This is a genomic window from Bradyrhizobium sp. 604_D8_N2_3 (assembly GCF_051810765.1).
Lineage (GTDB): Bacteria > Pseudomonadota > Alphaproteobacteria > Rhizobiales > Xanthobacteraceae > Bradyrhizobium > Bradyrhizobium barranii.
The window spans coordinates 2,540,612-2,566,202 of sequence record NZ_JBPWPM010000001.1 but is presented as its reverse complement, the minus strand read 5'-3'; the positions used below and the strand labels follow the sequence as shown (position 1 = coordinate 2,566,202).

General features: G+C 64.1%; 21 protein-coding genes and 1 pseudogene. 7 read left to right on the top strand and 15 right to left on the bottom strand.

Annotated features, from left to right (window positions below; translation table 11 throughout):
• Window positions 1–6: 6 nt before the first annotated feature.
• From ccoN to AB7245_RS12025, 3 genes are all read right to left on the bottom strand, one after another.
• The gene (gene ccoN / locus AB7245_RS12035) at window positions 7–1,656 is read right to left on the bottom strand and encodes a cytochrome-c oxidase, cbb3-type subunit I (protein WP_085404460.1); all 1,650 of its coding nucleotides are present in this window, start codon (window positions 1,654–1,656) and stop codon (window positions 7–9) included.
• 301 nt (window positions 1,657–1,957) lie between these two features.
• The gene (locus tag AB7245_RS12030; RefSeq protein WP_085404461.1) at window positions 1,958–2,383 is read right to left on the bottom strand and encodes a CBS domain-containing protein; all 426 of its coding nucleotides are present in this window, start codon (window positions 2,381–2,383) and stop codon (window positions 1,958–1,960) included.
• Between the two features lie 39 nt (window positions 2,384–2,422).
• Window positions 2,423–3,256 carry a universal stress protein gene (locus AB7245_RS12025; protein ID WP_085404462.1) on the bottom strand — a complete coding sequence of 278 codons (834 nt, stop codon included), beginning with the start codon at window positions 3,254–3,256 and terminating at the stop codon, window positions 2,423–2,425.
• A 207-nt stretch (window positions 3,257–3,463) separates the two neighbouring features.
• Between AB7245_RS12025 and fixL the strand changes: the two genes are divergently transcribed.
• The 4 genes from fixL to AB7245_RS12005 all read left to right on the top strand — a co-directional run bounded on the left by fixL (window position 3,464) and on the right by AB7245_RS12005 (window position 6,876).
• On the top strand, window positions 3,464–4,981 hold the full coding sequence (fixL, locus tag AB7245_RS12020) for a sensor protein FixL (protein ID WP_085404554.1): 1,518 nt from the start codon (window positions 3,464–3,466) through the stop codon (window positions 4,979–4,981).
• A gap of 3 nt (window positions 4,982–4,984) precedes the next feature.
• Window positions 4,985–5,602 (top strand): response regulator FixJ, encoded by a 618-nt coding sequence (gene fixJ / locus AB7245_RS12015; RefSeq protein WP_028150099.1) that lies wholly within the window; start codon window positions 4,985–4,987, stop codon window positions 5,600–5,602.
• Between the two features lie 58 nt (window positions 5,603–5,660).
• Window positions 5,661–6,083 (top strand): response regulator, encoded by a 423-nt coding sequence (locus tag AB7245_RS12010; RefSeq protein WP_135215071.1) that lies wholly within the window; start codon window positions 5,661–5,663, stop codon window positions 6,081–6,083.
• A 103-nt stretch (window positions 6,084–6,186) separates the two neighbouring features.
• Window positions 6,187–6,876 (top strand): helix-turn-helix domain-containing protein, encoded by a 690-nt coding sequence (locus AB7245_RS12005; protein ID WP_085404555.1) that lies wholly within the window; start codon window positions 6,187–6,189, stop codon window positions 6,874–6,876.
• A 39-nt stretch (window positions 6,877–6,915) separates the two neighbouring features.
• On the opposite strand, the gene AB7245_RS12000 is transcribed toward AB7245_RS12005, so the two are convergent.
• From AB7245_RS12000 to AB7245_RS11985, 4 genes are read right to left on the bottom strand one after another with little or no spacing between them, the layout of a single operon-like run.
• Window positions 6,916–8,229, bottom strand: a complete 1,314-nt coding sequence (locus tag AB7245_RS12000) for an MFS transporter (protein ID WP_085404464.1) — start codon at window positions 8,227–8,229, stop codon at window positions 6,916–6,918.
• A gap of 23 nt (window positions 8,230–8,252) precedes the next feature.
• Window positions 8,253–8,786, bottom strand: a complete 534-nt coding sequence (locus AB7245_RS11995) for a PRC-barrel domain-containing protein (protein ID WP_085404465.1) — start codon at window positions 8,784–8,786, stop codon at window positions 8,253–8,255.
• A gap of 22 nt (window positions 8,787–8,808) precedes the next feature.
• Entirely contained in the window at window positions 8,809–11,013 is a 2,205-nt protein-coding gene (locus tag AB7245_RS11990) for an amylo-alpha-1,6-glucosidase (RefSeq protein WP_439034250.1), read from the bottom strand.
• 59 nt (window positions 11,014–11,072) lie between these two features.
• Window positions 11,073–12,836 carry an ABC transporter ATP-binding protein gene (locus AB7245_RS11985; protein WP_085404467.1) on the bottom strand — a complete coding sequence of 588 codons (1,764 nt, stop codon included), beginning with the start codon at window positions 12,834–12,836 and terminating at the stop codon, window positions 11,073–11,075.
• Window positions 12,837–13,108: 272 nt separating this feature from the next.
• On the opposite strand from AB7245_RS11985, the gene AB7245_RS11980 reads away from it, so the two are divergent.
• On the top strand, window positions 13,109–14,179 hold the full coding sequence (locus AB7245_RS11980; protein ID WP_085404468.1) for a glycosyltransferase family 4 protein: 1,071 nt from the start codon (window positions 13,109–13,111) through the stop codon (window positions 14,177–14,179).
• Window positions 14,180–14,359: 180 nt separating this feature from the next.
• Here the strand turns inward: AB7245_RS11980 and AB7245_RS11975 are convergent, their stop codons facing one another.
• The 6 genes and pseudogenes from AB7245_RS11975 to AB7245_RS11950 all read right to left on the bottom strand — a co-directional run bounded on the left by AB7245_RS11975 (window position 14,360) and on the right by AB7245_RS11950 (window position 21,925).
• Window positions 14,360–16,282: an alkyl/aryl-sulfatase gene (locus tag AB7245_RS11975; protein ID WP_085404469.1), complete on the bottom strand. Its 1,923-nt coding sequence runs from the start codon at window positions 16,280–16,282 to the stop codon at window positions 14,360–14,362.
• Window positions 16,283–16,534: 252 nt separating this feature from the next.
• Window positions 16,535–17,692, bottom strand: a complete 1,158-nt coding sequence (locus AB7245_RS11970; protein ID WP_085404470.1) for a GGDEF domain-containing protein — start codon at window positions 17,690–17,692, stop codon at window positions 16,535–16,537.
• 119 nt (window positions 17,693–17,811) lie between these two features.
• Window positions 17,812–19,095: a TRAP transporter large permease gene (locus AB7245_RS11965; RefSeq protein WP_321576422.1), complete on the bottom strand. Its 1,284-nt coding sequence runs from the start codon at window positions 19,093–19,095 to the stop codon at window positions 17,812–17,814.
• Between the two features lie 240 nt (window positions 19,096–19,335).
• Window positions 19,336–19,680: pseudogene (locus AB7245_RS11960) on the bottom strand (TRAP transporter small permease); the annotation flags it as partial.
• A 260-nt stretch (window positions 19,681–19,940) separates the two neighbouring features.
• Entirely contained in the window at window positions 19,941–20,942 is a 1,002-nt protein-coding gene (locus AB7245_RS11955; protein ID WP_085404471.1) for a DctP family TRAP transporter solute-binding subunit, read from the bottom strand.
• A gap of 212 nt (window positions 20,943–21,154) precedes the next feature.
• Window positions 21,155–21,925 (bottom strand): methyltransferase domain-containing protein, encoded by a 771-nt coding sequence (locus tag AB7245_RS11950; protein WP_028150111.1) that lies wholly within the window; start codon window positions 21,923–21,925, stop codon window positions 21,155–21,157.
• A 145-nt stretch (window positions 21,926–22,070) separates the two neighbouring features.
• Here AB7245_RS11950 and AB7245_RS11945 point away from each other — a divergent pair, with 145 nt between their 5' ends.
• Both AB7245_RS11945 and AB7245_RS11940 read left to right on the top strand, forming a co-directional pair.
• The gene (locus AB7245_RS11945; RefSeq protein ID WP_085404556.1) at window positions 22,071–22,814 is read left to right on the top strand and encodes an SDR family NAD(P)-dependent oxidoreductase; all 744 of its coding nucleotides are present in this window, start codon (window positions 22,071–22,073) and stop codon (window positions 22,812–22,814) included.
• 97 nt (window positions 22,815–22,911) lie between these two features.
• A complete protein-coding gene (locus tag AB7245_RS11940; RefSeq protein ID WP_028150113.1) occupies window positions 22,912–23,295 on the top strand; it encodes a YidH family protein in 384 nt (127 codons plus the stop codon).
• Here AB7245_RS11940 and AB7245_RS11935 read toward each other — a convergent pair.
• Together AB7245_RS11935 and AB7245_RS11930 are read right to left on the bottom strand one after the other, a co-directional pair.
• On the bottom strand, window positions 23,264–23,638 hold the full coding sequence (locus tag AB7245_RS11935; protein ID WP_135215070.1) for a hypothetical protein: 375 nt from the start codon (window positions 23,636–23,638) through the stop codon (window positions 23,264–23,266). The genes AB7245_RS11940 and AB7245_RS11935 overlap by 32 nt on opposite strands.
• 60 nt (window positions 23,639–23,698) lie before the next feature.
• Complete coding sequence (locus tag AB7245_RS11930; RefSeq protein ID WP_245344242.1) at window positions 23,699–25,474, bottom strand: AMP-binding protein; 1,776 nt, start codon at window positions 25,472–25,474, stop codon at window positions 23,699–23,701.
• Between the last annotated feature and the right edge of the window lie 117 nt (window positions 25,475–25,591).

The following is a 25,591-nucleotide window of genomic DNA, read 5'->3' as shown; positions in this document are numbered from 1 at the left end:
GGCTCCTCATTCCGCCGGCTGAAGCGCGACGGGCATCTGGACTTCCACTTCGCCGACGCGAACGGTCATCCAGAGATTGTAGGCCATGATCAGCGCCCCGATCAGGAACAGGCCGCCGCCGGCGGCGCGGATGATGTAGAAGGGATGCATCGCCTCGACGCTCTCGATGAAGGAATATTCGAGGAAGCCGAGCGAGGTGTAGGCGCGCCACATCAGGCCCTGCAGGATGCCGGACACCCACATCGCCGAGATGTAGAGGACGATGCCGAGGGTGGCGATCCAGAAGTGCCAGTTGACGAGCTTCAGACTGTAGAGGCCCTTGCGATTCCACACCCACGGCACCAGGCAGTACAGCGCACCGAACGAGACGAAGCCGACCCAGCCGAGCGCGCCGGAATGCACGTGGCCGATGGTCCAGTCGGTGTAGTGGCTGAGCGAGTTGACCACCTTGATCGACATCATCGGGCCTTCGAAGGTCGACATGCCGTAGAAGGCGACGGAGACGACGAGCATGCGCAGCACGGGATCGGTGCGCAGCTTGTCCCAGGCGCCCGACAGCGTCATCAGGCCGTTGATCATGCCGCCCCAGGAGGGCATCCACAGCATGATCGAGAAGGTCATGCCGAGCGTCTGCGTCCAGTCAGGCAGCGCCGTGTAGTGCAAATGGTGCGGGCCGGCCCAGATGTAGAGGAAGATCAGCGCCCAGAAGTGGATGATCGACAGCCGGTAGGAATAGATCGGCCGCTCCGCGCGCTTCGGGATGAAGTAGTACATGATGGCGAGGAAGCCGGCGGTCAGGAAGAAGCCGACTGCGTTGTGGCCGTACCACCACTGGAACATGGCGTCCTGGATGCCGCCCCAGGCGACATAGGATTTCGAGCCGAACACCGAGACGGGGAGCGCGGGATTGTTGCCGAGATGCAGGACCGCGATCGTCACGATGAAGGCGAGATAGAACCAGTTCGCGACGAAGATGTGCGGCTCCTTGCGCTTGATGATCGTGGCAAGGAAGACCAGCAGATAGGCGACCCAGACGATGGTGAGCCAGAGGTCGGCATACCATTCCGGCTCGGCATATTCCTTCGACTGGGTGACACCGAGCAGATAACCGGTGCCGGCGATCAGGATGAAGAAATTGTAGCCGATCACGACGAACCATGGCGCGAGGTCGCCCGCAAGGCGCACCCGGCAGGACTTCTGCACGACATAGAGCGACGTGCCGATCAGCACGTTGCCGCCGAAGGCGAAGATCACCGCGGAGGTGTGCAGCGGACGAAGCCGGCCGAAGCTGGTCCAGGGCAGATCGAAGTTCAGTGCGGGCCACGCCAGCTGCGAGGCGATGATGAGGCCGACGAGGAAGCCGGCAATGCCCCAGAACATCGCCATGACGGCGGTGAACTTGATCGGACCCATATTGTAGTTGGGGCGGCCGTTGATCTCCGTCGGCGGCAGCGCCGCCGGACGATCGAAGTAGCGGTTGATGATGCCAAAGACCACAGCCAAGCTCGCCGCTGCGCTGAGCGCGGCATGGAAGGCAAAGGCCGAATCGAGCGCCTTGGCTGAGGCGATCACGCAAAGGAAGGCGGTGACTGCGAACACGATAGCCAGGCCGCTTTCACCGATGGTCATGGATTTGGAGATGGAGGGCTGGCTCATGCGGATTCTCTCTGAAAGAACACGCCGCCAGAAACCACATTCGACCTCGCGGCGAATTGATTGAAATCAAGACAGGTGGATTTCTATTCGGGTGAGTGACGCGGCGCCCGTCAGTTGAAGTGCCCTCTCCCCTTGTGGGAGAGGGCAGCGAGGACGGTGCCGCGCACTCACTTGGGTGAGGGGTTGGCTCCGCACGGAGAGTCTTTCGGTGGAGAGAACCCCTCATCCGGCGCTTCGCGCCACCTTCTCCCACATCCGCCTTCGCCAAGGCTTCGGCGGACATGAGGGGAGAAGGAAGAAGTCACTCCTGCGCCGTCGCCTTGAGCGCCTTGATGACGTCCTCGCGGGCGATGATTCCGACCAGCTTCTCGGCGCCGTCGAGCACGATGATGCTCCTGATGCGGTGCTCGACCATGATCTGGAGCACGCGCGTCAGCCGCGTGTCGGGGCTGACATAGATGAACTCGGGCGTCATGACGTCGCCGATCCTGCGGCTCATCAGGTCGCGATAGTGCGGCAGCATCTGGCTCGGCGAGAACGCGAAACACTTCAGGATGTCGAACTTGGTAACGATGCCGACCACCTGCCCGTCGTCCTCGACCGGATAGGAATTGAAATCATCACGCTCGAACATCTCGCTGAGCGCGAGCAGGTCGTGGTCGCGCCGCACCGTCGTGACGTTGCGCGTCATGTAGCTGTCGACGGTCTCTTCAAGAAATTTGTACACGGCGCGTCCTCCTCGATTAGCTTTTGGGCCGGGCGGCCGTCAGTGCGACAGCAGCACGCTGCGGGCGGATTGGGTGACCAGATATTCGGTGACGCCGCCGAGGATCAGCTCGCGAAAGCGCGAATGACCATAAGCGCCCGCCACGATCAGGCCGGCCCCAAGGTCGCCGGCGACCTGCTCCAACTGCGCGGCAGCGGTTGCGTTCCGCACGGCCTCCGAGACGCGTGCGCTCGCGGTAACGCCGTGACGGGCGAGCCAGGCGGCAACGTCGGTGACGCCGGCCATCACCGCCGAACGGTCGTCATCGCGCTCCGGGATTTCGACGATGGTGACGTCCCTCGCCTTGCGCAGCATCGGCAGCGCATCCGCCACCGCGCGCCGCGCCTCCGGCGTGTCCTTCCACGCCACCAGCACGCTGCGCAGGTCGAGCCAGTTGACCTTATCGGGAACGACGAGAAGCGGGCGGCCGGCCTGCATCACCAGGTCCTTGGGGCTCGCGAGCGCGAACGCGTCGGAGAAGGCCGGGCTGTGGCCGCCGCTGACGATGATGTCGGCACATCGTGCCTGCGCCAGCACGAATCGCGCCGGAAAATCCATCGCGCCGCGCCACTCCACGCGGCCGCCGCGCGCCTTGGTGGCGGCGCGGAATTGCGCCTCCAGATCGGCAAGGCGCTTCCTGATCGAGGCTTCCTCCTGATCGATCAGGCTCTGGGCTTCAGCGCCGTCGGTGAAATAGAGCGGCGGCGCGAACTGCCCTGCGGCAACCCCGATAATGGCCGCCTCGAATCGCTCGGCGAGCTCGCCCGCGACCTGAAGGCGCGCCTCGTTGGACTGATCGAGCGCCAGGCTGACCATCACGGTCGCGTAAGTCATTGGGATTCTCCGCACAGCTATGAACTGGCGCGAAATCTAGCGTCGCCGTGACGGGGCAGGATGAGGTAGATCAAATCGCCGGGCGCGACCTTGCGGGAAATCCGCCAATGGAATCAGACATCCGAACTTGCCTCGGGCCGGTCCATGGGCGAAATTGCGGTCATGTTCGCGGCACCACGCCCGCCGCGCGAAGATGGGAGTCATCGATTGTCGCCGACCCGCGTAACGCATCCGCCAGACGACAGTCGCGGCGAGCATTTCCGGGTCCGGATCGAGGGATTCGGCGTCGGCACCTGGGATCTCGACCTCACGACGCGCGAGCTGGAGTGGTCGGAAACCGCGAGGACGCTGCTCGGTATCGAGCGGGGCCAGCCGGCAAGCTACGACCTCTTCCTGTCGCGCCTCGAGCCCGGTGACCGCGCGCGCATCGAGAACGCGATCAAGCAGGTCTCCGAGCATGGCGGCGGTTTCGACGTCTCCTTCAGGATTTCCGCCAATTCCGGCCGCGGCAAATGGATCAGGGCCCGCGCCGGCTTGATCCGAGACGAATCCGGCGTCGCTCGCCATCTCAGCGGCATCTTCCTCGATATCGACGAGGAGAAGCAGGTCGAGGAAGCCCTGCGCACGCGTGAGACCCACCTCCGCTCGATCCTTCACACCATTCCCGACGCCATGATCGTCATCGACGGTCGCGGCATCATGCAACTGTTCAGCACCGCCGCCGAGCGCCTGTTCGGCTGGTCCGAGCAGGAGGCGATCGGCCAGAACGTCAGCATCCTGATGCCGGAGCCCGACCGCACCCGCCACGACAGCTACATCGCGCGCTATCGCAGCACGAACGATCCGCACATCATCGGCATCGGCCGCATCGTGACCGGCAAGCGCCGCGACGGCACGACCTTTCCGATGCACCTGTCGATCGGCGAGATGCAGTCCGGCGGCGAGCCCTATTTCACCGGCTTCGTCCGCGACCTCACCGAGCACCAGCAGACCCAGGCGCGGCTCCAGGAATTGCAGTCCGAGCTCGTCCACGTCTCGCGGCTGACCGCGATGGGCGAGATGGCCTCGGCGCTGGCCCACGAGATCAACCAGCCGCTGGCGGCGATCAGCAATTACATGAAGGGATCGCGGCGGCTGCTGGCCGGCAGCACCGACCCCAACACGCCGAAGATCGAAAGTGCGATGGATCGCGCCGCGGAGCAGGCCTTGCGCGCCGGCCAGATCATCCGCCGCCTGCGCGACTTCGTCTCCCGCGGCGAGTCCGAGAAGCGGGTCGAGAGCCTGTCCAAGCTGATCGAGGAGGCCGGCGCGCTCGGGCTTGCCGGCGCGCGCGAGCAGAACGTGCAGCTCCGCTTCAGCCTCGATCCCGACGCCGATCTCGTGCTCGCCGACCGCGTGCAGATCCAGCAGGTGCTGGTCAATCTGTTCCGCAACGCGCTGGAAGCGATGGCGCAGTCGCCGCAGCGCGAGCTCGTCGTCGCCAACACCCGCGTCGATGACGACATGATCGAGGTCGAAGTGTCCGACACCGGCTCCGGATTTCAGGGCGACGTCATTCCCAACCTGTTCCAGACCTTCTTTACCACCAAGGAAACCGGCATGGGCGTGGGACTGTCCATCAGCCGCTCGATCATCGAGGCTCACGGCGGACGCATGTGGGCCGAGAGCAACCCATCGGGCGGCGCGACATTCCGCTTCACTCTCCCGGCAGCCGATGAGAATTGATCCATGACGACCAAGGGACATGTCTACGTCATCGATGACGACGAGGCGATGCGGGACTCGCTGAACTTCCTGCTGGATTCCTCCGGCTTCGGCGTCACCCTGTTTGACGATGCGCAAGCCTTCCTCGATGTCCTGCCCGGCCTTGCCTTCGGCTGCGTCGTCTCGGACGTGCGCATGCCTGGTATCGACGGGATCGAGCTGTTGAAGCGGATGAAGGCGCAGCAAAGCCCGTTCCCGATCCTGATCATGACCGGCCATGGCGACGTGCCGCTCGCGGTCGAGGCGATGAAGTTGGGGGCGGTCGACTTTCTCGAGAAGCCGTTCGAGGACGACCGCCTCACCACCATGATCGAGACGGCGATCCGCCAGGCCGAGCCGGCGGCGAAGAACGAGGCGATCTCGCAGGACATCGCCGCCCGCGTCGCCTCCCTCAGCCCGCGCGAGCGCCAGGTCATGGAAGGGCTGATCGCGGGCCTCTCCAACAAGCTGATCGCCCGTGAATACGACATCAGCCCCCGCACCATCGAGGTCTACCGGGCCAACGTCATGACCAAGATGCAGGCCAATAGCCTCTCGGAGCTGGTCCGGCTAGCGATGCGCGCCGGGATGTTGAAGGATTGAGGCAAATCGGATTGAGGCAAGTCAAAATCATTCTCCCGGGCCGTGCTAGCCAGATGGGATGATCGAGATCGGCTCGCACCATCAGCGGCTTCCAGTGACGTCATCCGCAAAGCCCACCGTCTACGTGGTCGACGATGATGCCGCCGTGCTGGGATCCCTGCAATTCCTGCTGGAAACCGACGGCTTTGCCGTGCGGACCTTCAGGAATGCCACGGCCCTGCTGAATGCCAGCGGCGCGCCCGGCGCGGACTGTTACGTGATCGACTACAAGATGCCCGACATCAACGGCATCGAGCTGGCCGGCCGGTTGCGCCAGTCCGACGAGGGCACGCCCGTGATCCTGATCACCGGCTATCCCGATGGGAATATCTCGGCCCGGGCGGCAGCCGCAGGCGTCAAGGACGTGATTTTGAAGCCGCTTCTCGACGAAACCCTGGTCAAGTCCATCCGCCACGCCATCCAGGGCGGCCGCGGCAACTGACCTACGGGGTTCTACGTAGGTAACCTCCCTTAAGATATCTCGCGAAATTTTCGAAGCGCCCGAACCCGCGTACCAAAGCGTCATCACAACGGAGATGGCGCAGATGCTGACCGAGACACTCAACACCCAGGCGATCAACACCCAAGTTCGTGCCAAGATTGCCCCTGCCCATCCCGTCTCCGACCAGTTCGGCGCGATCGCCGGCCTCGTCGCCACGGAGTTCTCCTACCGCAAGGACGAGGAGATCTACGGCGAGGACGAGCCGGCCGAATATGTCTACCAGGTCATCACCGGCGCGGTGCGCAGCTACAAGCTGCTCTCCGACGGCCGCCGCCAGATCGGCTCCTTCCATCTTCCCGGTGACGTGTTCGGCCTCGAATCCGGTCCCAGCCACCGCCTCGCCGCTGAAGCCATCATCGACACGACCGTGCGCCTGGTGAAGCGCGCGAGCCTGGAGAAGGCCGCCGGCACCGATGTGCAGGTCGCGCGCAAGCTCTGGGCCATGACCGCCGGCGAACTACGTCACGCCGAGGACCACATGCTGCTGCTCGGACGCAAGACCGCGATGGAGCGCGTTGCAACCTTCCTGCTCGAGATGGACCGCCGCCTTGCGGTAGCCGGCATGATGGCACTGCCGATGTGCCGCCGCGACATCGGCGACTATCTCGGCCTCACGCTGGAGACCGTGTCGCGCGCGCTGTCGCAGCTTCACGCCCAGGGCATTTTGGGATTTTCCGGCGCCCGCCAGATCGTGCTGCGCAACCGCCAGCGCCTGCACAATCTCGACGCCTGATTTCTGTCTTCCCCACCCAATTTGGCCGGCTGAATTCGTTCAGCCGGCCATTCTTTTCGGCGCGATCATGCCGGTGCGCCGGGTTTCCGGCATCACAAAGAGGATCAGCAAAAGCCCGGTCGCGGCGACGCCGGACAGCCCGATGAAGGCGGTGGCATTGCCGAACTTGTCGCTGACATAGCCGCCAAGCGCCGTGCTCAAGGACGCCCCGATGCCGGTCGCCGTCCCGACAATGCCTTGCGCCAGATTGAAATGGCCGCTGCCGAAGGCGACGTCGGCCACGATCAGCGGGATCATCACCGCGAACACCGCCGCCGTGATGCCGTCGAACACCTGCACCGCGACCAGCAGATAGGGATCGCGCACGGTCGCAAACAGAAGGCCCCGGATCGTCAGCGCAGCGAATCCGATCAGCAGCAGCGGGCGCCGGCCCCAGAGCTGGGCCTTGCGCCCGACCGTCGGCGACAGCAGCGCCACAATCGCCTGCGGCACGACGATGCAGAAGGCGACGAGCACGGTTGCCCACTGGCTCGACCGCGCCGTCACCGCGCTCGCCATCAGCGGCATCATCGCGGCGTTCGCCAATTGCAGCAGCAGCACGCTCAGCGCGAAGACGATGAGCGGGCGTTGCCGGATCAGGTGCCAGAGATTGGTGTCGCCTGGAACCGGCGCCTCGCGCGGCATCTCGCCGTGACAGCGCGCGATGTCGACTTCCTCCTCGCGGATGCGCGACAGCGCGATCAGGGTCGGAATCGCGAGCAGGAAGGTGACGAGGAACACCGAGCGGCTCGACAGGAGATAGCCGGCCGTGCCCATCACGGCGGCGGCGACGCCGTTGCCGAGGGACGCAAAGCGCGCATTGCGGCCGAGCCGTTCGCCGATCGCAAGCGGACCGACCAGGCCGAGGCTGATCGCCGCGATCGCCGGCCCCAGCACGCAGCTCGCCGCCGCATGCAGCGTGGCCGCAGCAACCACCACGGGGAAGATCGGCATCGCCGCATAGGCGAGCGCGCAGAAGCCGATGGTCGCTATCGCAAGCGCTGCGACCAGCCGCTCGGACTTCGCGGCATCGATGATCGCGCCACCGGGCATCTGTCCGATCAGCGCGACGATGCCACCGATCGACAGCACGAGGCCGATCTCGACCTGAGTCCATTTCTGCGTCGTGAGGTAGACCGCGATGAAGGGACCGAACCCGGTCTGAACGTCGGCGAGGAAGAAGATGAACCAGTCGAGGCCGCGCAGGCTCTGGCGCGACGGCGCCGGAAGGCCCGCAGGCGGCGGCGCGGCAACCTTGTACCGTTCAACGCGGCTATCGCGATCTGCGTGGTTCCGCTTCCTCGACAACAGCACCGGCGGCCATCCCTCCCCGCGCCTCACTGAATCGCTTGCAGCGGCTGCAGGCTGCCGGACGCGCCGAGCACCACCATCGGCGTGTCTTCCTTGTATTCCGGCGCGGCTGCGACCTGCGCCTTGGTCAATTCCAGCGTGATGCTGTCCTTCTTGTTGGCAATCTTGCCGAACCGCATCGCGTTCCAGTCCACCACGATCTTGCGGCTGCCGACGCCGAGGAAACCGCCGAAATCAATCACGGCGGCGCGCACACGGCCGGCGCGGTCGACGATGATGTCGACAATGCGGCCCATATCCTCGTCGGCGGCGCTGCGCACGTCACGGCCGAGCACGCCATGGGCGTCGCTCGCACCGATGATGGTCACGGACGGCGGCGGAGCGGCGTCCTTCGGCGTGACCGGCACGGTTGAAGCCGGCGGCTGCACCGTGGCCGGCGCGTTCGCTTCGCTGGGGGGCGTCGTTGGGCCCGCGGGCGGCTCCTCCGCGGCACGCGATGCGGCGACCGTCAATCCCGCGACGATCGCCGCGCTCAGAACCAACCATCCGGCGGTACGCATGAACCCTCCTCCCGGCGCGCCGCTAGCGCGCCAGCACGATCGAGACCTGGATCTGGCCGCGCGTGCGCAAGACCTCCAGCGCGACGTCGTCGCCGTGACGGCTGACGCGCAGATCCACGCTGGAACTGCCCAGGCGCAGATCGCGCAGGATCACCTCGTTCAGGAACGCCGGCAGATGCGGATTGCGCAGGCGAATCTCGCCGCGCGCGACGTCGAACTCGATGCCGAGCGCGGCCTCCAGCAGCGTGAATGGCGTCGCGCTGGCCCAGGCCTGCGGCGCGCAGGCGACCGGATAGAGCGTCGGGCCGCGCCGCTTCTCGCGCCGGAAGCCGCAGAACAATTCGGGCAGCCGCCGCAGGTCCATGTAGGTCGCCGCGTCGAACAAACCCTTGAAGAGATGTGCCACCGAATGCTTGAGCCCGTAGCGCGCGAGCCCGAGCGCGATCAGCGCATTGTCGTGCGGCCAGATCGAGCCGTCATGATAGGACATCGGATTGTAGCGCACCTCGCCTTGCGCGACCGTGCGGATGCCCCAGCCCGAGAAGAAGTGCGGCGCCATCAGATCGGCGGCGACGAGACGTGCGCGGTCCTCGCGGATCATGCCGCTGAACAGCACCTGCCCGGCATTGGACGTCCGCACCTTGCAGGGCCGCTTCCCGCCGTCGAGCGCGAGCGCATAGGTACCGAGCTCCTCGCACCAGAATGCCTTCTCGAACCGCTCGGCCAGCGCCTTGGCCTCGGTCTCGAGCTTTCTGGCGAGGTCCGGCTTGCCGAGCCGCAGCGCACAACGTGCGGCGAGCTGCTTGGCAGCAAAGACGTAGCCCTGCACCTCGGCAAGGGCGAGATTGCCTTCCGCAAGCTGGCCATCGGCATGGAAGATCGCGTCATAAGAGTCTTTCCAGCCCTGGTTGGCGAGGCCCTTTTCGGTGGCGCGCTGGTATTCGACGAAGCCGTCCCTGTCGGGGTCGCCCGGGCCGTCGATCCAGGCCAGCCCCGCCTCGATCGCCGGCCACAGCTCGGTCAGGGTCTTTTCGTCGCCGGTGCGCTCGAAATAGCTTCCGGCGAGCAGCACGAACAAGGCGGTCGAATCCACGCTGCCGTAATATTGCGCGAACGGCACCTCGCGGAGCGCAGCCATCTCGCCGCCACGCATCTCGTGCAGGATTTTTCCGGGCGCCGCATCGTTCAGCGGATCGACCGTCTCTGCCTGAAAATGCGCGAGCCGCCGCAGCACGCCCTTCGCGACCCGCGGATCGATCCACAGCATCTGGAGCGCGGTGATCAGGCCGTCGCGGCCGAACGTCGTCGAGTACCAGGGAATGCCGGCATAGGGATAACGCCCCTGCGGCGTCTCCGTCATCAGCATGTTGAGGTCGGCCATGGCCTGGCACAGCACCTGGTTGAAGATGTTGTTCGACGTCTCGATGTTGGCCATGCCCATCGTCGACCGGCGCATCTCGCGGCGATGGGCGAGCAGGCCCCTGAAAAAGCGCGCGGGCTTCTCCGCGATCGGCCGGTTGCAGGACACCGCCACGAACAGGGATTTCGACTGGTGCGGGTCCAGATCGAGCTGCCAGGTCGCGGCATTCACCGACAGCCGCGTCGGACGCGGGTCGAAATGCAGGCCGGTGGTACGCACGGCATCGTCAAGGCCGCGATAGTGGAACAGCACGTCGGTCGGCCCGAGCAACTTGCTGGTGCCGGTCCCGCGGTGCGGGCGCCGCTCGCCGCGCACCTCGAACAGATCGGCAAAATCGCAGTCGAACAGCAGCGTCAGCTCCAGGCTGGCGCGACGGTCGCCATGGTTCTGCACGCCGATGCGCTGATAGGCCGTGCCGCGCCACAGGAAGATCGTGCGCACGATGTGCAGCAGGTCCTTCTGGAGCACGATGCGGCCCTGCCGATAGATATCGGGATTGGTGAGATCGACGGTCAGGGCCGAATTGTCGTCGCGCAGATTCGAGCCGAGCAGCAGCGGCTGGAGGTCGTCCAGCACGAGCTCCAGCCGCGCCAGATAGCGCGTGTCGTGGTTGAACAGGCCGTCCGGCCCGCCCGCGGAGGCGCCGATATCGCCATGGCTGTCCAGCACGATGAAGGTGTCGTCGTGCTTGAGCGACCGACGGGGCCGCGCGGCGGGCCCCGTCATCGGAATGTAGAACGCCTGCTCCGCGACGGCCTCCTCCGTCTGCGCTACCGAGATGATCTGGGTTACGGCTTCGGCTGCCATGAGCTGCTCCCCTGCGGCCTATTTTTCGAACGCGACCAACGCAAACGCAACTGTTGGACTTACGCGGCGAACTTCGCCAGCCGGCTCATCTCCTGCGTCACCAGCTCACGGTAGGGACCGTGGCCCTGCATCAGGCGGTCGGGCGCGCCGTCCTCGATGATCTTGCCATTCTTCAGCACCAGGACGCGATCGAAATTGCGCAGCGTCGCCAGCCGGTGCGCGATCGCGATCACGGTGCGGCCGCGCATCAGGCGCAACAGCGCCTCGCGGATCGCCTCCTCGGATTCGCTGTCGAGCGCGGCGGTGGCCTCATCGAGCAGCAGGATCGGCGCGTCCTTCAGGAAGGCCCGCGCGATCGCGATGCGCTGGCGCTGGCCGCCGGACATTTTCACGCCGCGGTCGCCGACCATGGTGTCGAGGCCCTCCGGCAGGCTATCGATGAAATCGCAGCGCGCCGCGATCGCCGCGCGCAGCACCTCGTCGTCGGTCGCGTTCGGACGGCCGTAGCGGATGTTCTCGCGGATCGAGCGATGGAACAACGATATATCCTGCGGCACGACCGAGATGGCTTCACGCAGGCTTAGCTGGGTCACCTTGGAAATATCCTGGCCGTCGATGGTCACGCTGCCTTCATCGACATCGTAGAACCGCTGCAGCAACGTGAACAGGGTCGATTTCCCTCCGCCCGACTGGCCGACCAGGCCGACGCGCTGGCCGGGCTGAAGCCGCAGGCTGAACCGTTCAAAAATCTTCTCGCCACCGGGATAGCCGAAGGTGACGTTGTTGTATGCGATCGCGGCGCCGCTCTTCATCAGCGGCTCGGCCTCGGGATGATCGCGCAATTCATGCGGCATGAGCAGGGTCGCGATCGCCTCGGTCAGGCGCGCGACGTGCTGGGTGACATCGACCAGCGCCACCGCGAGGTCGCGCGTCGCGTTGAGAATGGAGAGGCCGAGCGTACAGACCAGCACGACATCGCCGGTGGTCGCCTCGCCCTGCTGCCAGAGCGTGATTGCCCAGGCCATCAGCGCCACCGTCAGGACGACCGTTATGCCGGCATGCGTGAGCCGCAGCTTTTCCAGATAACGCAGGCTACGGCCGCGCGCGGTCAGTTCCCGGTTCACCGTCGCGTCGAACCGCTCGTGCTCATGGCTGATGCCGCAGAAGGCGCGGACCAGCGGCATGTTGCTGATGACATCGATCATCTCGCCGTCGACGACGGCGGCCTTGTCGGCAAAGTCGTCATGCAGCGGCTTGCCGGCCGCGGCCAGATGGAACATCGCTATCACCATACCGCCCGCGACCACGATCAGGCCGAGTGCCATATAGGGACTGACGGTTCCAATCAGCCCGATGGCCGCAATTGTGGCGATGCACGGCGGCAACACATTCCAGACGAACATGTTCTCGACCGTGAACACCGCGTTTGAGGTCGCGGTGATACGGCTCGTCAGCATGCCCGGCATGCGATCCGAGAAATAGCTCGGCGCGTGTCCGGTCAGATGACGAAATATGTCACGGCGTAAATCACCCGTGACACGAACGAAGGTGAAGCTCGCGGTCCAGCTCGCGATCCGCCACAGGAAATTGTCCGCCGCGATCAGCGACATGAGTAAAATGAATGCCAGCCATACGCTGCCACCGTGCGAAGTTCCAGCGGACAGGCTGTCGACCAGGGATTTGACGCCGTACTGCGTGCCCACGGAACAGGCAACGGCTGCAACGACAGCGGTCAGGATCACGAGATGCGATGCCGGCCGTCGTCGCAGATAGCGCAAGACAAAGGCAAATGGCCTGCGCGCGTAACCAGAAAGATGATCCATGTGACTGCGACCCCGTCGTATTGATTTCGATTTTTCTATTAGCCGATTGAACATCGACCGCTTCGCCTCGGTTCCCGGGCCGGGCCATCACGACATGCGGATGCGGACGATGTGAGAAGAGGAGATGGCAGCATCGCGGCCGACTGAAGTGTGTCGAAGAAGTAACGTTCGTTGAAGGAACTTCGCAATTGCGAGAACGTTCCCTCGTCTGGCATGCCGGTGCCGAGACACGGCGGGGGTTTAACTTCTATGATCACAGAGGAGATGGCGAGATGCGCATCGCGCAGGTAGCTCCGTTGACTGAGGCTGTTCCACCCAAGCTGTATGGCGGCACCGAGCGGGTGGTGCACTGGTTGACGGAGGAGTTGGTTGCCCTTGGACACGATGTAACCCTGTTCGCCAGCGGCGACTCGCAGACGTCGGCGAAGCTCGACGCACTTTGGCCGCGGGCGCTTCGTCTCGACGGTTCCGTGCGCGATCCCAACGCGCTGCATATGGTGCTCCTGGAGCGCGTGCGGCAGAAATGTGACGACGAGGAGTTCGACTTCCTCCACTTCCATCTCGATTACTATCCGTGGTCCCTGTTCCACCGGCAGCCGACCCCGTTCGTGACCACGCTGCACGGCCGGCTCGACCTGCCGGAGCATCAGCCCGTGTTCAACACCTTCTCGAAAATGCCTGTCATCTCGATCTCGAACGCGCAGCGCAGGCCGGTGCCGCAGGCGAACTGGGTGACGACGATCCACCACGGCCTGCCGGAGAACTTGCTGACGCCGAAGCCGGCGAAGCAGGAATATCTCGCCGTGCTCGGCCGCATCGCGCCCGAGAAGGGCGTCGACCGCGCCATCAAGATCGCGATGCATTGCGGCATCCCGCTGAAGATCGCGGCCAAGGTCGATCGCGCCGACCAGGACTATTACGACGAGCTGATCAAGCCGATGATCCAGAACAATCCGCTGGTCGACTTCATCGGCGAGATCGGTGACCACGAGAAATCCGACTTCCTGAGCGGCGCGCTCGGCCTCCTGCTGCCGATCGACTGGCCGGAGCCGTTTGGCCTCGTGATGATCGAAGCCATGGCCTGCGGCACACCGGTCGTCGCTTTCAACCGCGGCTCGGTGCCCGAGATCATCGATGAGGGCCTCACCGGCTTCGTGGTCGAGGACATCATCAGCGCTGCCGGCGTCGTCAAGCGCCTGCCGCAACTCGATCGCGCGGCCATCCGCAAGCAGTTCGAGAAGCGCTTCACGGCGCGGCGGATGGCGCTGGATTATCTCGCGGCCTATCGCAGCCTGACGGAAGCGCAGGCGCCGCGGATCAAGCTGGTGAGCAGCGCGGAGTAAGGGCCGCTTTCACCTCACGACACACTGTCATGCCCCGGCTTGACCGGGGCATCCAGTACTCCGCGACTTCTCGGCTCAAGCACTGCGGTCTCAGGAATACTGTCATCGCCCGGTCAAGCCGGGCGATGACAGCGAGCGTGCGGAGGGCGATGCCAGCAAGAACGTGGCGGCGGCGGCGCCCTAACTCACCACCGCCCGCTTCGGCTCGACGATCTCGAACATGCGCGGGAATTCGTCCATCAGGCCCATCAGCTCGGCAAGCCGCATCGGGTTGCCCGCGAGCTTGATCTTGCCGGCGGCGACCGCTTCCGGAAAGCTCGTCAGTTTCGCGATGACCTCATCGAGCGTTGCGCGCGCGAGCGTGAAACTGGCGTCCGCGCCTTCCGCCTGCACGCCCTCCGTATAAGTCAGCGCGCAATTCTCCAGGTTGAGCACGAAGATCTCGCCGGTATCGGAAAAGCTCCAATTCAGCACGATGTGCTTGCCCTCGGCCTTGGGGCCGTTGAGCCGAATGCCGAGCACGTCCCAGAGCTGCTCGGTGCGTAGCGCGGCCAGCGTCTCGCGCGGCATTGGCGGACGCGGCGGGGTCTTGGGCATGCCCTGACGCAGCTCCTGCGCGCCGAACAGATAGGCGTTGCGCCAGGTCGAGCTCTCGGCGGCATAACCGAGCTGCTCGAGCGTATCCGCGAGCAACAGACGCGCCGCTTCATTCTCCGGCTCCGCGAAGACGAGATGGCCGAGCGCCTGCGCGACAAAGCGGAACTCGCCTTTGTCGAAGTCCTTGCGTGCGCGCGCGAGGATGGCCTCGGCGCCGCCCATGTACTCGACATACTTCTTGCCGGATTCCACCGGCGGCAGCGGATCGAGATTGACCGGGTTGGCATCGTACCAGCCGAGATATTTCTGGTAGATCGCCTTCACGTTGTGCCGGATGTGGCCGTAATAGCCGCGGCCGTGCCAGGCGCCCTCCAGGCTCTTCGGCAACTGGATCGTCTCGGCGATCTCGGCGGCGGTGAGGCCGTGGTTCATCAGGCGGATGGTCTGGTCATGCGCGAACTTGTAGAGATCGCGCTGCTGGCGGATCATCGTGCCGATCCGCTCGCGCCCCCACACCGGCCAGTGATGCTGGCCGCACATCGCCTCGGCCTTGCCGTCCCAGAGCCGCAAGGCCTCGTTGAGGTACTTCGACCACGCCAGCGCATCGCGCACGTCGGCGCCGCGGAACGGCAGCAGATTGTGGAAATTGTGCGTACAGTTCTCGGCGAGGTTCAACAGTCTGTAGCGCGGGATGAAGAAGTGCATCTCCGCCGGCGCTTCGCTGTTCGGCGCCATCTGGAATTCGAATTCGACGCCGTCGATCACGCGCCTGTCGCCGGTCGCCATGATCAGGTCGGTCGGACGCAGCAGTGCCACGGCGCCCGCCGCCATCGACTTGCCGAGCCCGTTGTCGACCTGCCCCCGCACGCCTTTGGCGAGGAACGGCCCGAACTGGTATTGTGCCCGCCGCAGCATCGCCGGCCCCGCGATGATGTTCTCGGAGACGGCATGCTCCATGAACAGGTTCGGCGCGATGATCGGCACGGCGCCGGTTGCCAGCGCGTCCTCCTCCAGCACGCCGCGCGCGCCACCCCAATGGTCGGTATGGGTGTGGGTGAAAATGACGGCGGCCACCGGCTTCTGGCCACGATGCCTGTAATAGAGATCGAGCGCGGCACGTGCGCCCTCGATCGACGTCAGCGTGTCCACGACGATGACGCCGCTGTCGCCCTCGATCAGCGTCATGTTGGCGATGTCGAGCCCGCGCACCTGGTAGACGCCGGGCACCACCTCGAACAGGCCGTGATGCATGTTGAGCCGCGCCTGTCGCCACAAGCTCGGATTGACGGTCGGCGGCGCCGTCTCGCTGGAGAGGAAGCCATAGGGCTTCAGGCTCCACACCGTCCGCCCCTGCGGGTTGGCGATCTCCGCATTCTCGATCGTACCAAGGAAGCCACGTGCGGCATCGTCGAAATCCCGCGTGTCGGAAAACGGCAGCGCATTCAGCATCGCATCATGCTGCGCGGTGACGGAGGGTGTTGCGTCCTTCGGCTCGTTGCTGGTCATTCTTGTTTCCTCCCGGCCTGTGCGAACATCTAACCGCATCTCGCGGGTGATTGCTATCGGAGGAGACTGCCGAAATCGAGCGAGATGCCTCTTCCCTTCTCCCCTTGTGGGAGAGGTGGCGCGAAGCGCCGGATGAGGGGTATATCTCCGCCCGCAAGACTGTTTGTGCGGAGAGAAACCCCTCACCCGCCTCGCCGCTGCGCGGCGAGCCACCCTCTCCCACAAGGGGAGAGGGTGCACCGTCCGCGTGGCTTACGCAGCGAGCTCTTCCGCCAAGGTCTGGCCCGATGCGGTCGCATCCGCCATCCGCAAATCCCGCGCCAGCACATAGCCGCCGCGTTCCTGCTTGGCCCGATATAGCGCCTTGTCGGAGCGCGACAACAGCGCCTCGGCAGTGCGCCCGTCGTCCGGCGCGACGGCGACGCCGACGCTGACGCCGAGCTCGATCATTTGTCCGTCGATATCATAGGGCGCGCTGATCGACTGCACGATGCGCTGCGCCATCGCTTCCGCATCAGCCGCCGCACGCTGCACCAGGACGAACTCGTCGCCGCCCATCCGGACCACGAGGTCATCCTGCGCGGCGAGCGCCTTGAGCCGCCCGGCGACCTGCTTCAGCAGTGCGTCACCGACGGGATGGCCGAACCGGTCGTTCGCCTCCTTGAAGCGGTCGAGGTCGAGCGTATGGACGGCAATCATCCCGGCCGCCAGCATCTGCGGCAGGTCCGTGGCCAGCACCGAACGATTGGACGCGCCGGTCATCGGGTCCAGGCGCGAGAGCTGCTCGAACTGCCGCTTGAGCGTGATCTGGTTGATCGAGGCATTGAAGCTCAGCCGCACCATCTCGAAGCTCGCGGCCACATACATCAGGATGAGGAGCCCGAGCCCGACATGGCGCAGATCGGGTTGCATGAAGGTCACGATCGCAGCAGGCGCTGCGATTGCGACGAGATCGAGCAGCGCCGCGACGGGACGCAGCGCCAGCCGCGCCACCACGCCGGCGCCAAAGCCGAAGCCGATGCCAATCGCCATCACGGAACAGAGTGCATCACCCAGCACGATGCTGCGCGCGGCAAACACGCCGAGCACGGATGCCGTTGCAACGGTGCCGGCAACATAGCGCCGCTCCCAGCGCGCGGCCTCGGCCCGACCGAGCTGCGGCGGACATGAGAGGCGGCGACGGAAAGCGAATATCTCGAACAGGCGGACAATGGCCACCACCACACCGGCAACCGTCAGGCCGGCCGTCACGATGTCGCCGGTCTCATAGGTCGTGATCGCACCGACCATCGCCTGGCAGGCGGCCGCAAGAATGGTGGGCATCGTCGTGCCGTGAAGGCCCGTGATGACTTCCATATAGACGGCGTCCGAAATCGACGCCCGTCCGGATTCCATTCTGTTGAAGAACATGCCAGCCCCATCCGCTGGCATGCTTCTACCGCAGACCCGTAAAATGGGTTCCCAGCACAGCGATGGCATTTGAGTGTGCGGGTTTACCGCGCGTTAGCCATGTCCCGGTCGTGCATAGGCTAATGCATCCCCAGCACCCGCGGCAGCCACAGCGTCAGATCGGGCCAGTAGGTCACGATGACGAGGAAGCCGAGCATGGTGATGAGCCACGGCAACACGGCGACCGCGAGCTCGGTTATTCGCATGCGCGCTATCATCGAGGCGACGTAGAGATTTAACCCGACAGGCGGATGGCAGAGGCCGACCTCCATGTTGACGTCCATCACGATGCCGAAATGCACGAGGTCGATGCCGAGCTTCTTGGCCGCCGGCGCCAGGATCGGCGCCATGATCAGGATGATCGAGTTCGGCTCCATGAAGTTGCCGGCGAGCAGTAAGAGGATGTTGACGACCAAGAGGAAGCCGACCCAGCCGAGGTTCTGCGCCGCGATCCAGTCGGCCAAGGTCGCCGGCAGGTTCTCGTTGGAGAGCACGAAGGAGAACAGCACCGCGTTGGTGACGATGTAGAGCAGCATCGCGCTGGTGTTGGCGGCGCGCAGCAGCACCCGCGGCACGTCCACGATCTTGATCGCCTTGTAGACAAACACCGCGATGACAAAGGAGTAGACCGCAGCCATCGCGGCCGCCTCGGTGGCGGTGAACAGGCCGCTGTAGATGCCGCCGATGATGATGACGACCAGCATCAATCCCCAGATGCTCTCGCGGAAGGTGCGGACGGTCTCGCCCCAGCTCGCCTTCGGCAGGCGTGGATAGTCGCGCTTGCGTGCGAGCCACCAGGTGACGATGCAGAGCATCGTCGTCAGCATGATGCCCGGCAGCAGGCCCGCGACGAACAGCGCGCCGATCGAGGTATTGGTGGAGACCGCATAGACGATCTTCGGTATCGACGGCAGCATCAGGATGCCGAGCGAGCCGGCAACGGTGATGATGCCGGCGCCGAAATGCATGGGATAGCCGTGGCGGACCATCTCCGGCAGCACGATCGCGCCGATCGCGGCAACGGTCGCGACGCTCGAGCCGCAGACCAGCGCGAACATCGCGCAGGCGACGATGCCGGCAAGGCCGAGACCGCCGTGCCAGTGGCCGATCAGCGAGGTCGCGAAATTGATCATGCGGCGCGCGACGCCGCCATGGGTGAGGAAATTGCCGGCGAGGATGAAGAACGGGATCGCCATGATCTCGAACCCCTCGATGCCCGTGAAGAGCTTCATCGAGACGGCTTCGATCGGCACTGTGGTCAGCGTGAACAGGAACGTCATCACGGTGAGGCCGAGCGCGATCGAGACCGGGATGCCGGTCAGCATCAGCGCGATCAGCAGCGCGAACACGGTCGCGGCACGCATCCAGTGCGGCAGCACCACAACGCCGAACTTCTCGGCGAGACACATCGCGAAGATCAGGATCGGCGCCATGATCAGGATGACGCCGAGCGGCGACACTTTTCGCGCGGCCGCCCTGGTCGCCGCGCCGGCGGGCTGCGGATGCAGCGCGGGCGAGACGTCGGCCTCCACGCCCTCGACATGACTCTCGTCATGATGCGGCAGATGGCCGGTCCAGTAGTAGGACCACGAGACCTGGAGGAAGCGGAAGCACATCAGGCCCGAGCCGAGCGGGATCGCCAGATAGACGAACCACATCGGCGCTTCCAAATCATTGGACTGCTGGCCGGTCTTGAACATCTCGGCGACGAAGGAGGCGCCGAAGGCCGCGATCATGCCCGTGAACAGCGCGCCGCACAGCAGCGAGAACAGGATCACGTGCTTGCGCGAATGTTCGGGCAGGCGGTTGACGAGCAGGTCGACGCCGACATGGATGCCGGTGCGCACGCCATAGGCTGCGCCGAACTTCGCCATCCAGATGAACATGTAGATGCAGAGTTCCTGCGCCCAGGACAGGTCGAGCTCGGACAGGAAGGTGAACACCGCCATCGACAGCGTCGCGAGCCAGTTCATCCCGTGCGCAGCCGCCCATCTGGAGAGGACGATCGATTCGCCTGCGCCGTAACGGTGCACCACGGCGATGAAGATCAACCCGGTTGCAGCCGCGATGAGCGTCGCGATCAGCCATTCTTCGAGATGGTTGAGCGCCTGATTGAGCACGCGAAGCAAATCAAAGTCCCCCTATCGATGCGAAACGGCCGGAAGTGCGCACACTCCCGACCGTTCGTATTGTCCTTGCGGAAAACGCGTCAGTTCATCTTGACGTCGAGTTCCTTGGCGACGAGATCGAGCACCTCCTGCCCGACCCGACCCTTTGCCCATGTATAAGTCGGCCGCATCGATTCCTGCCACGCCTTGCGGTCGGCGTCAGTCAGATAATGCAGCTTGGTCTTGCCCGCCTTCTTGATCTCGGCCAGCGCGTCCTCGTTCTCCTGGTGCGCGATCTGGTTGGTGTACTCGGTTGCATCCACCATCGCCTTCTCGAGCTGGGTGCGGATGTCGGGCGGCAGGCCGGACCAGAATTTCGAGTTGACGATGACCGCATATTGCAGATGCGCGTGATAGGACACTGTGATGTCCTTCTGCACCTCGTAGAACTTCTGGGTCAGGTAGTTCGACGCGGTGTTTTCGCAGCCGTCGACCACGCCGGTCTGGAGCGCCTGGTAGACTTCGGAGAACGCCATGATCTGCGGGATCGAGCCCATCAGGCGGAAATACTGGTCGGCGATCTTCGATCCGGAGATGCGGAATTTCAGGCCCTTGAAATCCTCAGGCTTCATCAACGCGCGGTTCGACGACACCATGTGGAAGCCGTTGTCCCAATAGGCGAGCCCCGTGATGCCCTTGGCCTCGAGCTTCTGGAACAGCCATTTGCCGATCGTGCCCTTCATCGCGCTGGAATAGGTCTCGTCGTCCTTGAACAGCCAGGGCAGATCGAGCGCCTCGAACTCCTTGATGCCGAGCGGCGCGAATTTCGCAGTCGAGGGCGCCAGCATCTGCACCGAACCGAGCTGAAGCGCCTCGATCTCCTCCTTGTCCTTGTAGAGCGAGGAGTTCGGATAGACTTCGATCTTGACCTTGCCGTCGGTGTACTTCTCGGCGAGTTCCTTGAACTTCAGCGCGCCCTTGCCCTTCGGGGTGTCGTTGGCGACGACGTGGCTGAACTTGATGACGATCGGGCTCTGGGCCTGTGCCACCGCTGGGGTCACAAGAATAGCTGCGGCGGCGACCGCAAGAAGCAGCTTGCGCATGAAGTAACCTCCCAACAACCTCTAAAACCGGGTTCTTTTTGTTTTGCAGCCCGGTTTGCAGCCCAGTAGTGGCAGCAATCCACCACCCGAACAACTAGACCTAAGCCCAATTTGCCGCAGGCAAGCTAGCTTGATGGCTGTTGTCCGCGCAACCCGGGACCCGCTTCCAGTCCCGGGTTGCGAACGGTTTATGTCGCATTGCGGCAGTGCGATCAGCCCTTGCGCTGGGCGACCATGAACAGACGCCGGAACGGAAACAGCGTCTGCCCCGCCGCATTCTTCGGATAGGCCTTCGCCACCCGCTCGCCATAGGCGGCCTCGAACGCGGCCTTCTCGTCGCCCTGCAGGATGTCGAGATAGCGCGTCAGCCAGGTCCCCTTGGTCCATTCCTTCACGGGATTGTCGCCTTCGAGCACCTGCAGATATTCGGTCTCCCAGATGTCAACGTTCTGGGAAAGCGGCGCGAGCAAATCATGATAGAAGGCCGGCCCTTCGACCGGCGGCGGGGTAACGAGATGCTCTACCTTTGACCGCCACGGACCGTTCAGCGCCGTCTCGCCGATCAGCACATGCGATGGCGCGAGGAAGTTGCGCGGCATCTGCACCGCAAGCATGCCGCCGGGCGTCACCTTCTCCATGACCGACGGAAACAGCGCCGCATGATTGGGCAGCCAGTGCAGTGCGGCATTGGAATAGATCAAATCGTATTGCCTGGCGGGGCGCCAATGGCCGAGATCCTCGTGCGACCATTCCACATCCGGCGCCGCCTTGCGGCCGGCGGCCACCATCTCGGCCGAGCCCTCGACACCGGTCACGGTCGCGTCCGGCCAGCGCTCCTTGATCAGTTTTGTCACGTTGCCGGCCCCTGCCCCGAGATCGGCGATCGCGCGCGGGGCGAAATCCGGAATCCGCATCAAGAGGTCGACGGCGGGCCGAAGCCGATGGCCGGAGAATTTCAGGTATTGCTGCGGATCCCAGACCATTGCTCAACGCCTTTTCTTTTTCGTGTTTCCTTCGTCGAGGCTCTTGGTTACCACTGCTCGTCCCGCTCAGGCAATTCGCGAAGCCGGCGGGACGGGCAGGAAACGAACGACAAGAAGCAAAAAGCAAACAAGAGAGCGTGTGACCATGGACCTCGGGCTCAAATCGAAAACCGCAGTCGTGACAGGAGCGAGCATCGGCATCGGCCGCGCCATCGCCAAGGGCCTGGCTGCCGAAGGCGTCCGCGTCGTCGGCGTGGCGCGGCGCACTGATCTCCTTGCCGAGCTGGTGAAGGAAGTCGGCTCCGGCCTGATCACGTCGTTCGAGCAGGACGTGATGGCGAAGGACGCCGCGGAGAACATCGCGGCCTTTGCGCAAAAGGAGCTCGGCCATGTCGACATCCTCATCAACAATGCCGGCGGCAGCCGCCCCCTTCCCGTCGATGCGCCCGACAGCAAATGGGACGAGGCGATCGCGCTGAACTTCACCAGCTACCGCCGCATCGCGCATGCGCTGCTGCCGCAGATGATCGAACGCAAATGGGGCCGCATCGTCAACATCACCGGCAAGTCCGAGCCGGAGGGACTCAACGCCGCCTTCGCCGCCAAGGCCGCCGTGCACGCCTGGGCCAAGGGCCTGTCGCGCGAGATCGGCGAGCACGGCATCACCATCAACTGCATCCCGCCCGGCCGCATCATGAGCGAACAGATCCGCCGCAACTATCCGCCGGGTTATCGCGAGCGCTTTGCCGAAGAAGAAATCCCGGTCGGCTATTGGGGCGAGCCGGAGGATCTGGCAGCGCTCGCGGTGTTTTTGGCGTCGCCGGTGGCGCGGTACATCACGGGGACGGTGATCCCGGTGGATGGGGGGCTGCGGCGGTATCAGTTCTGAGGGCTTGCCCTGGCTTCGCATACATTGCGCCCCGCCGCTCCGCTCCTGCGGGAATAGCGCGCGACGAACCCCATCGACAGCAACCAGAGAGGTCTCGATGATTGAGAGATACTCAGACCACGCGGCAAACGAGCGGACTTTTCTCGCCTGGGTCAGGACGGGCATCGCAATCATCGCGTTTGGCTTTGTCGTCGAGAAATTCAACCTCTTCGTCCGAACTATCGCTGAAGCCAACAGGACGGAGATCGGGTCCCGACTGCAATTCGATCGCTTCACGGGAGCGTTCAGTCACTATGACGGCCTCGCGCTGATCGCGATCGGGATCGCAATCATCGTGATTTCGCTCTTTCGCTTCATCAGGACTGGCCGAATGATTGACGACGCACAATCTCATTCCGCCGGCGGCATCAAGACAGAACTGGTGCTCGCCGTTGTGCTGGGCCTGATCGTTACAGCGATGACCGTCTATTTTGCGCTCTGACTTTGGACCTAGCGGTGGCGCCGGCTTCCATCGACAACGTCTGGAGATCGCTTTGCATCACCATACGGGTCTGGGCATCGAGAGCGCCGAACGGCTCGTCCATCAGGATCACATCGGGGCCGACCTCGGTGTTGACTGACGTGATGTTGCGGCCGCGATGATGGACCGCATGTCTATACATATTCCAAGCCGCCGAAATGAGCAAGCCGAGGCCAATGGTGAGAATTTGGGCTTCGCGGGTTGAATGAAAGGCAGGGCCGGCTGCGGCATCGCCGCGGCGGCGCGTTGGGGTTGCGGCGTTCGCCGCACACTCGTCCAAATCTACTGGCGTCGCCGCCGTCAATGACGCAGAGGCGGTCCCTTTAAGAAACACGCTCGGAAGGTCGGCGGCCGGGCTCTCTGGTCATGCATCAGTCGACGTGACTGCATTTCCTGCCGTCGACAACGCGCGTGGATGAGAGGCAAGCCGGATGATGTGCGGCGAGGCTGCTCCGCTATAGAGACTGTCGAGAATGGCGGAACGGTTCTTCAGGACCCCGCGCTGATTGATGTAGCCCTTGTCCGTTGTCTCGCCTGCCGCGAGCGACAGCGGCTGGATCTGGATGGCAACGGCCGATATCCGCGCGTTGGTCGCTGCCGCTAGGTTATGCTCGGTCAAGACCCGATGGACGTATGCGCGAACGCCGGAATCCAATGAAAGGGTGTCACCGGAATCCGCGCCTGCTGCGCCGTTAGCATGTCGCCTTGCACGGTCCGGATTGAGCCATACCAGCGCGACGAGAGAATCGCGGCCCTCGCCTCCGATGACCAGATCCTGCAGCACGCCGCCCATCCGGTCCAGGATGGCGGCACGCAGCTCGCCGACGAGCACCCACGTGCCTGTCATCATTTTGAAATTCTCCGAGAGACGCCCGGAAAACCTCAGGCCGCGGCAGAGATCGGCGGGATCGATGAACGAGACCGCGTCGCCTACCCGATAGAAGCCCTCTTCGTCGAATGCCGCCGCAGACAATTCGGGTAATCCGAGATAACCGGGCATGACGTTCGGGCCACGGACCCGCGCCTCGTAACCGTCCATCGCCGGAACCAGCTTGAGTTCGATGCCGGGTGCCGGCAAGCCGATCTCTCCCGGCGCTTCGCACGGTCGATAAGACACGCAGATGGTCGGCCCGGCTTCCGTGGCGCCGTATCCGGCCAAAATCGGAACTCGCTCGCCGCGGACTTCGATTGCATATTCCTGAAGCGTTGCCATTACGGCCGCCGGGATCGCCGCGCCCCCGAAAATCATTCTGTCGATGCGATGGAAGAACTTCCGCCTCAGGTCTGGATCCTCGCCGAGCGCGGCGCATAACAACGCGTAACCGGTTGGGACATTGAATGAGGCCGTCGGAGAGACGTCGTGCAGATTGGCGATTGTTCGATGAAACGCTTCGGGCGTCGGTCGGCCATCGTCGATATAGAGAGAGCCGCCGTTCTTCAGAATCCCATTCAGTATGACGTTGCAGCCCATGGTATGATGCCAGGGCAGCCATTCGATCTGAACCAGGGGCTGCGAGACCGGCGTGACCTGAGCGGCCATCTGCAGCACGCTCGACATCATGCGATGGGTATTGATCACTCCCTTGGGAGAGCCGGTCGATCCCGACGTGAACAGGATTTTGCCGACGGTCTCCGGTCCGAGTGCTGCGAACGCCGCCTCAAACGCGTGACCCGGTGTCGCGGCGGATAGCTCCGACAGCGGCGTGGTATCCGCCGCCTCTTCCGCCGTTATCCATTCGGCCTGCGCAAAGCCGGGGATGGCACGGGCTTGCACGAAGGGATCCGCCTTCTGGGCAAACACAAACTTCGGCGTGAGGACCTTCGCGATGTCTTCGATGCGGCTGAGGCCACCTGGCAGAAGACTGTAGCTTGGCGAGATCGGCGCAACCTGCAGACCGATCGACATCGCGGCGAACTGGATCACCGCATTCTCGATCGAATTGCCGGACAGGATGGCCAGCGTATCGCCCGCTGCGCCACCCCGATCAATCAGCGCCTGCCCGACCGAGCGCACTCGAGACCAGAATTCGCCATAGCTGATCGACTGCCATGCATTGTCGCGGGTTCGTTGCGCGAGAAAGACGCGGTCCGGCGTTTCCTGAGCCCAGTGGGGAAGGTATGCGCAAATCGTCCCGCTCACTCCAGCGAGCATAATCCGCGATCGCAATATCAGGGTGCCGTCATCCCTTCTCGTGACCTCGATGTCGGTCGGTGGTGAAGGCATAGAACAATATGGCGTGGAAGCAGGATGGTCGAG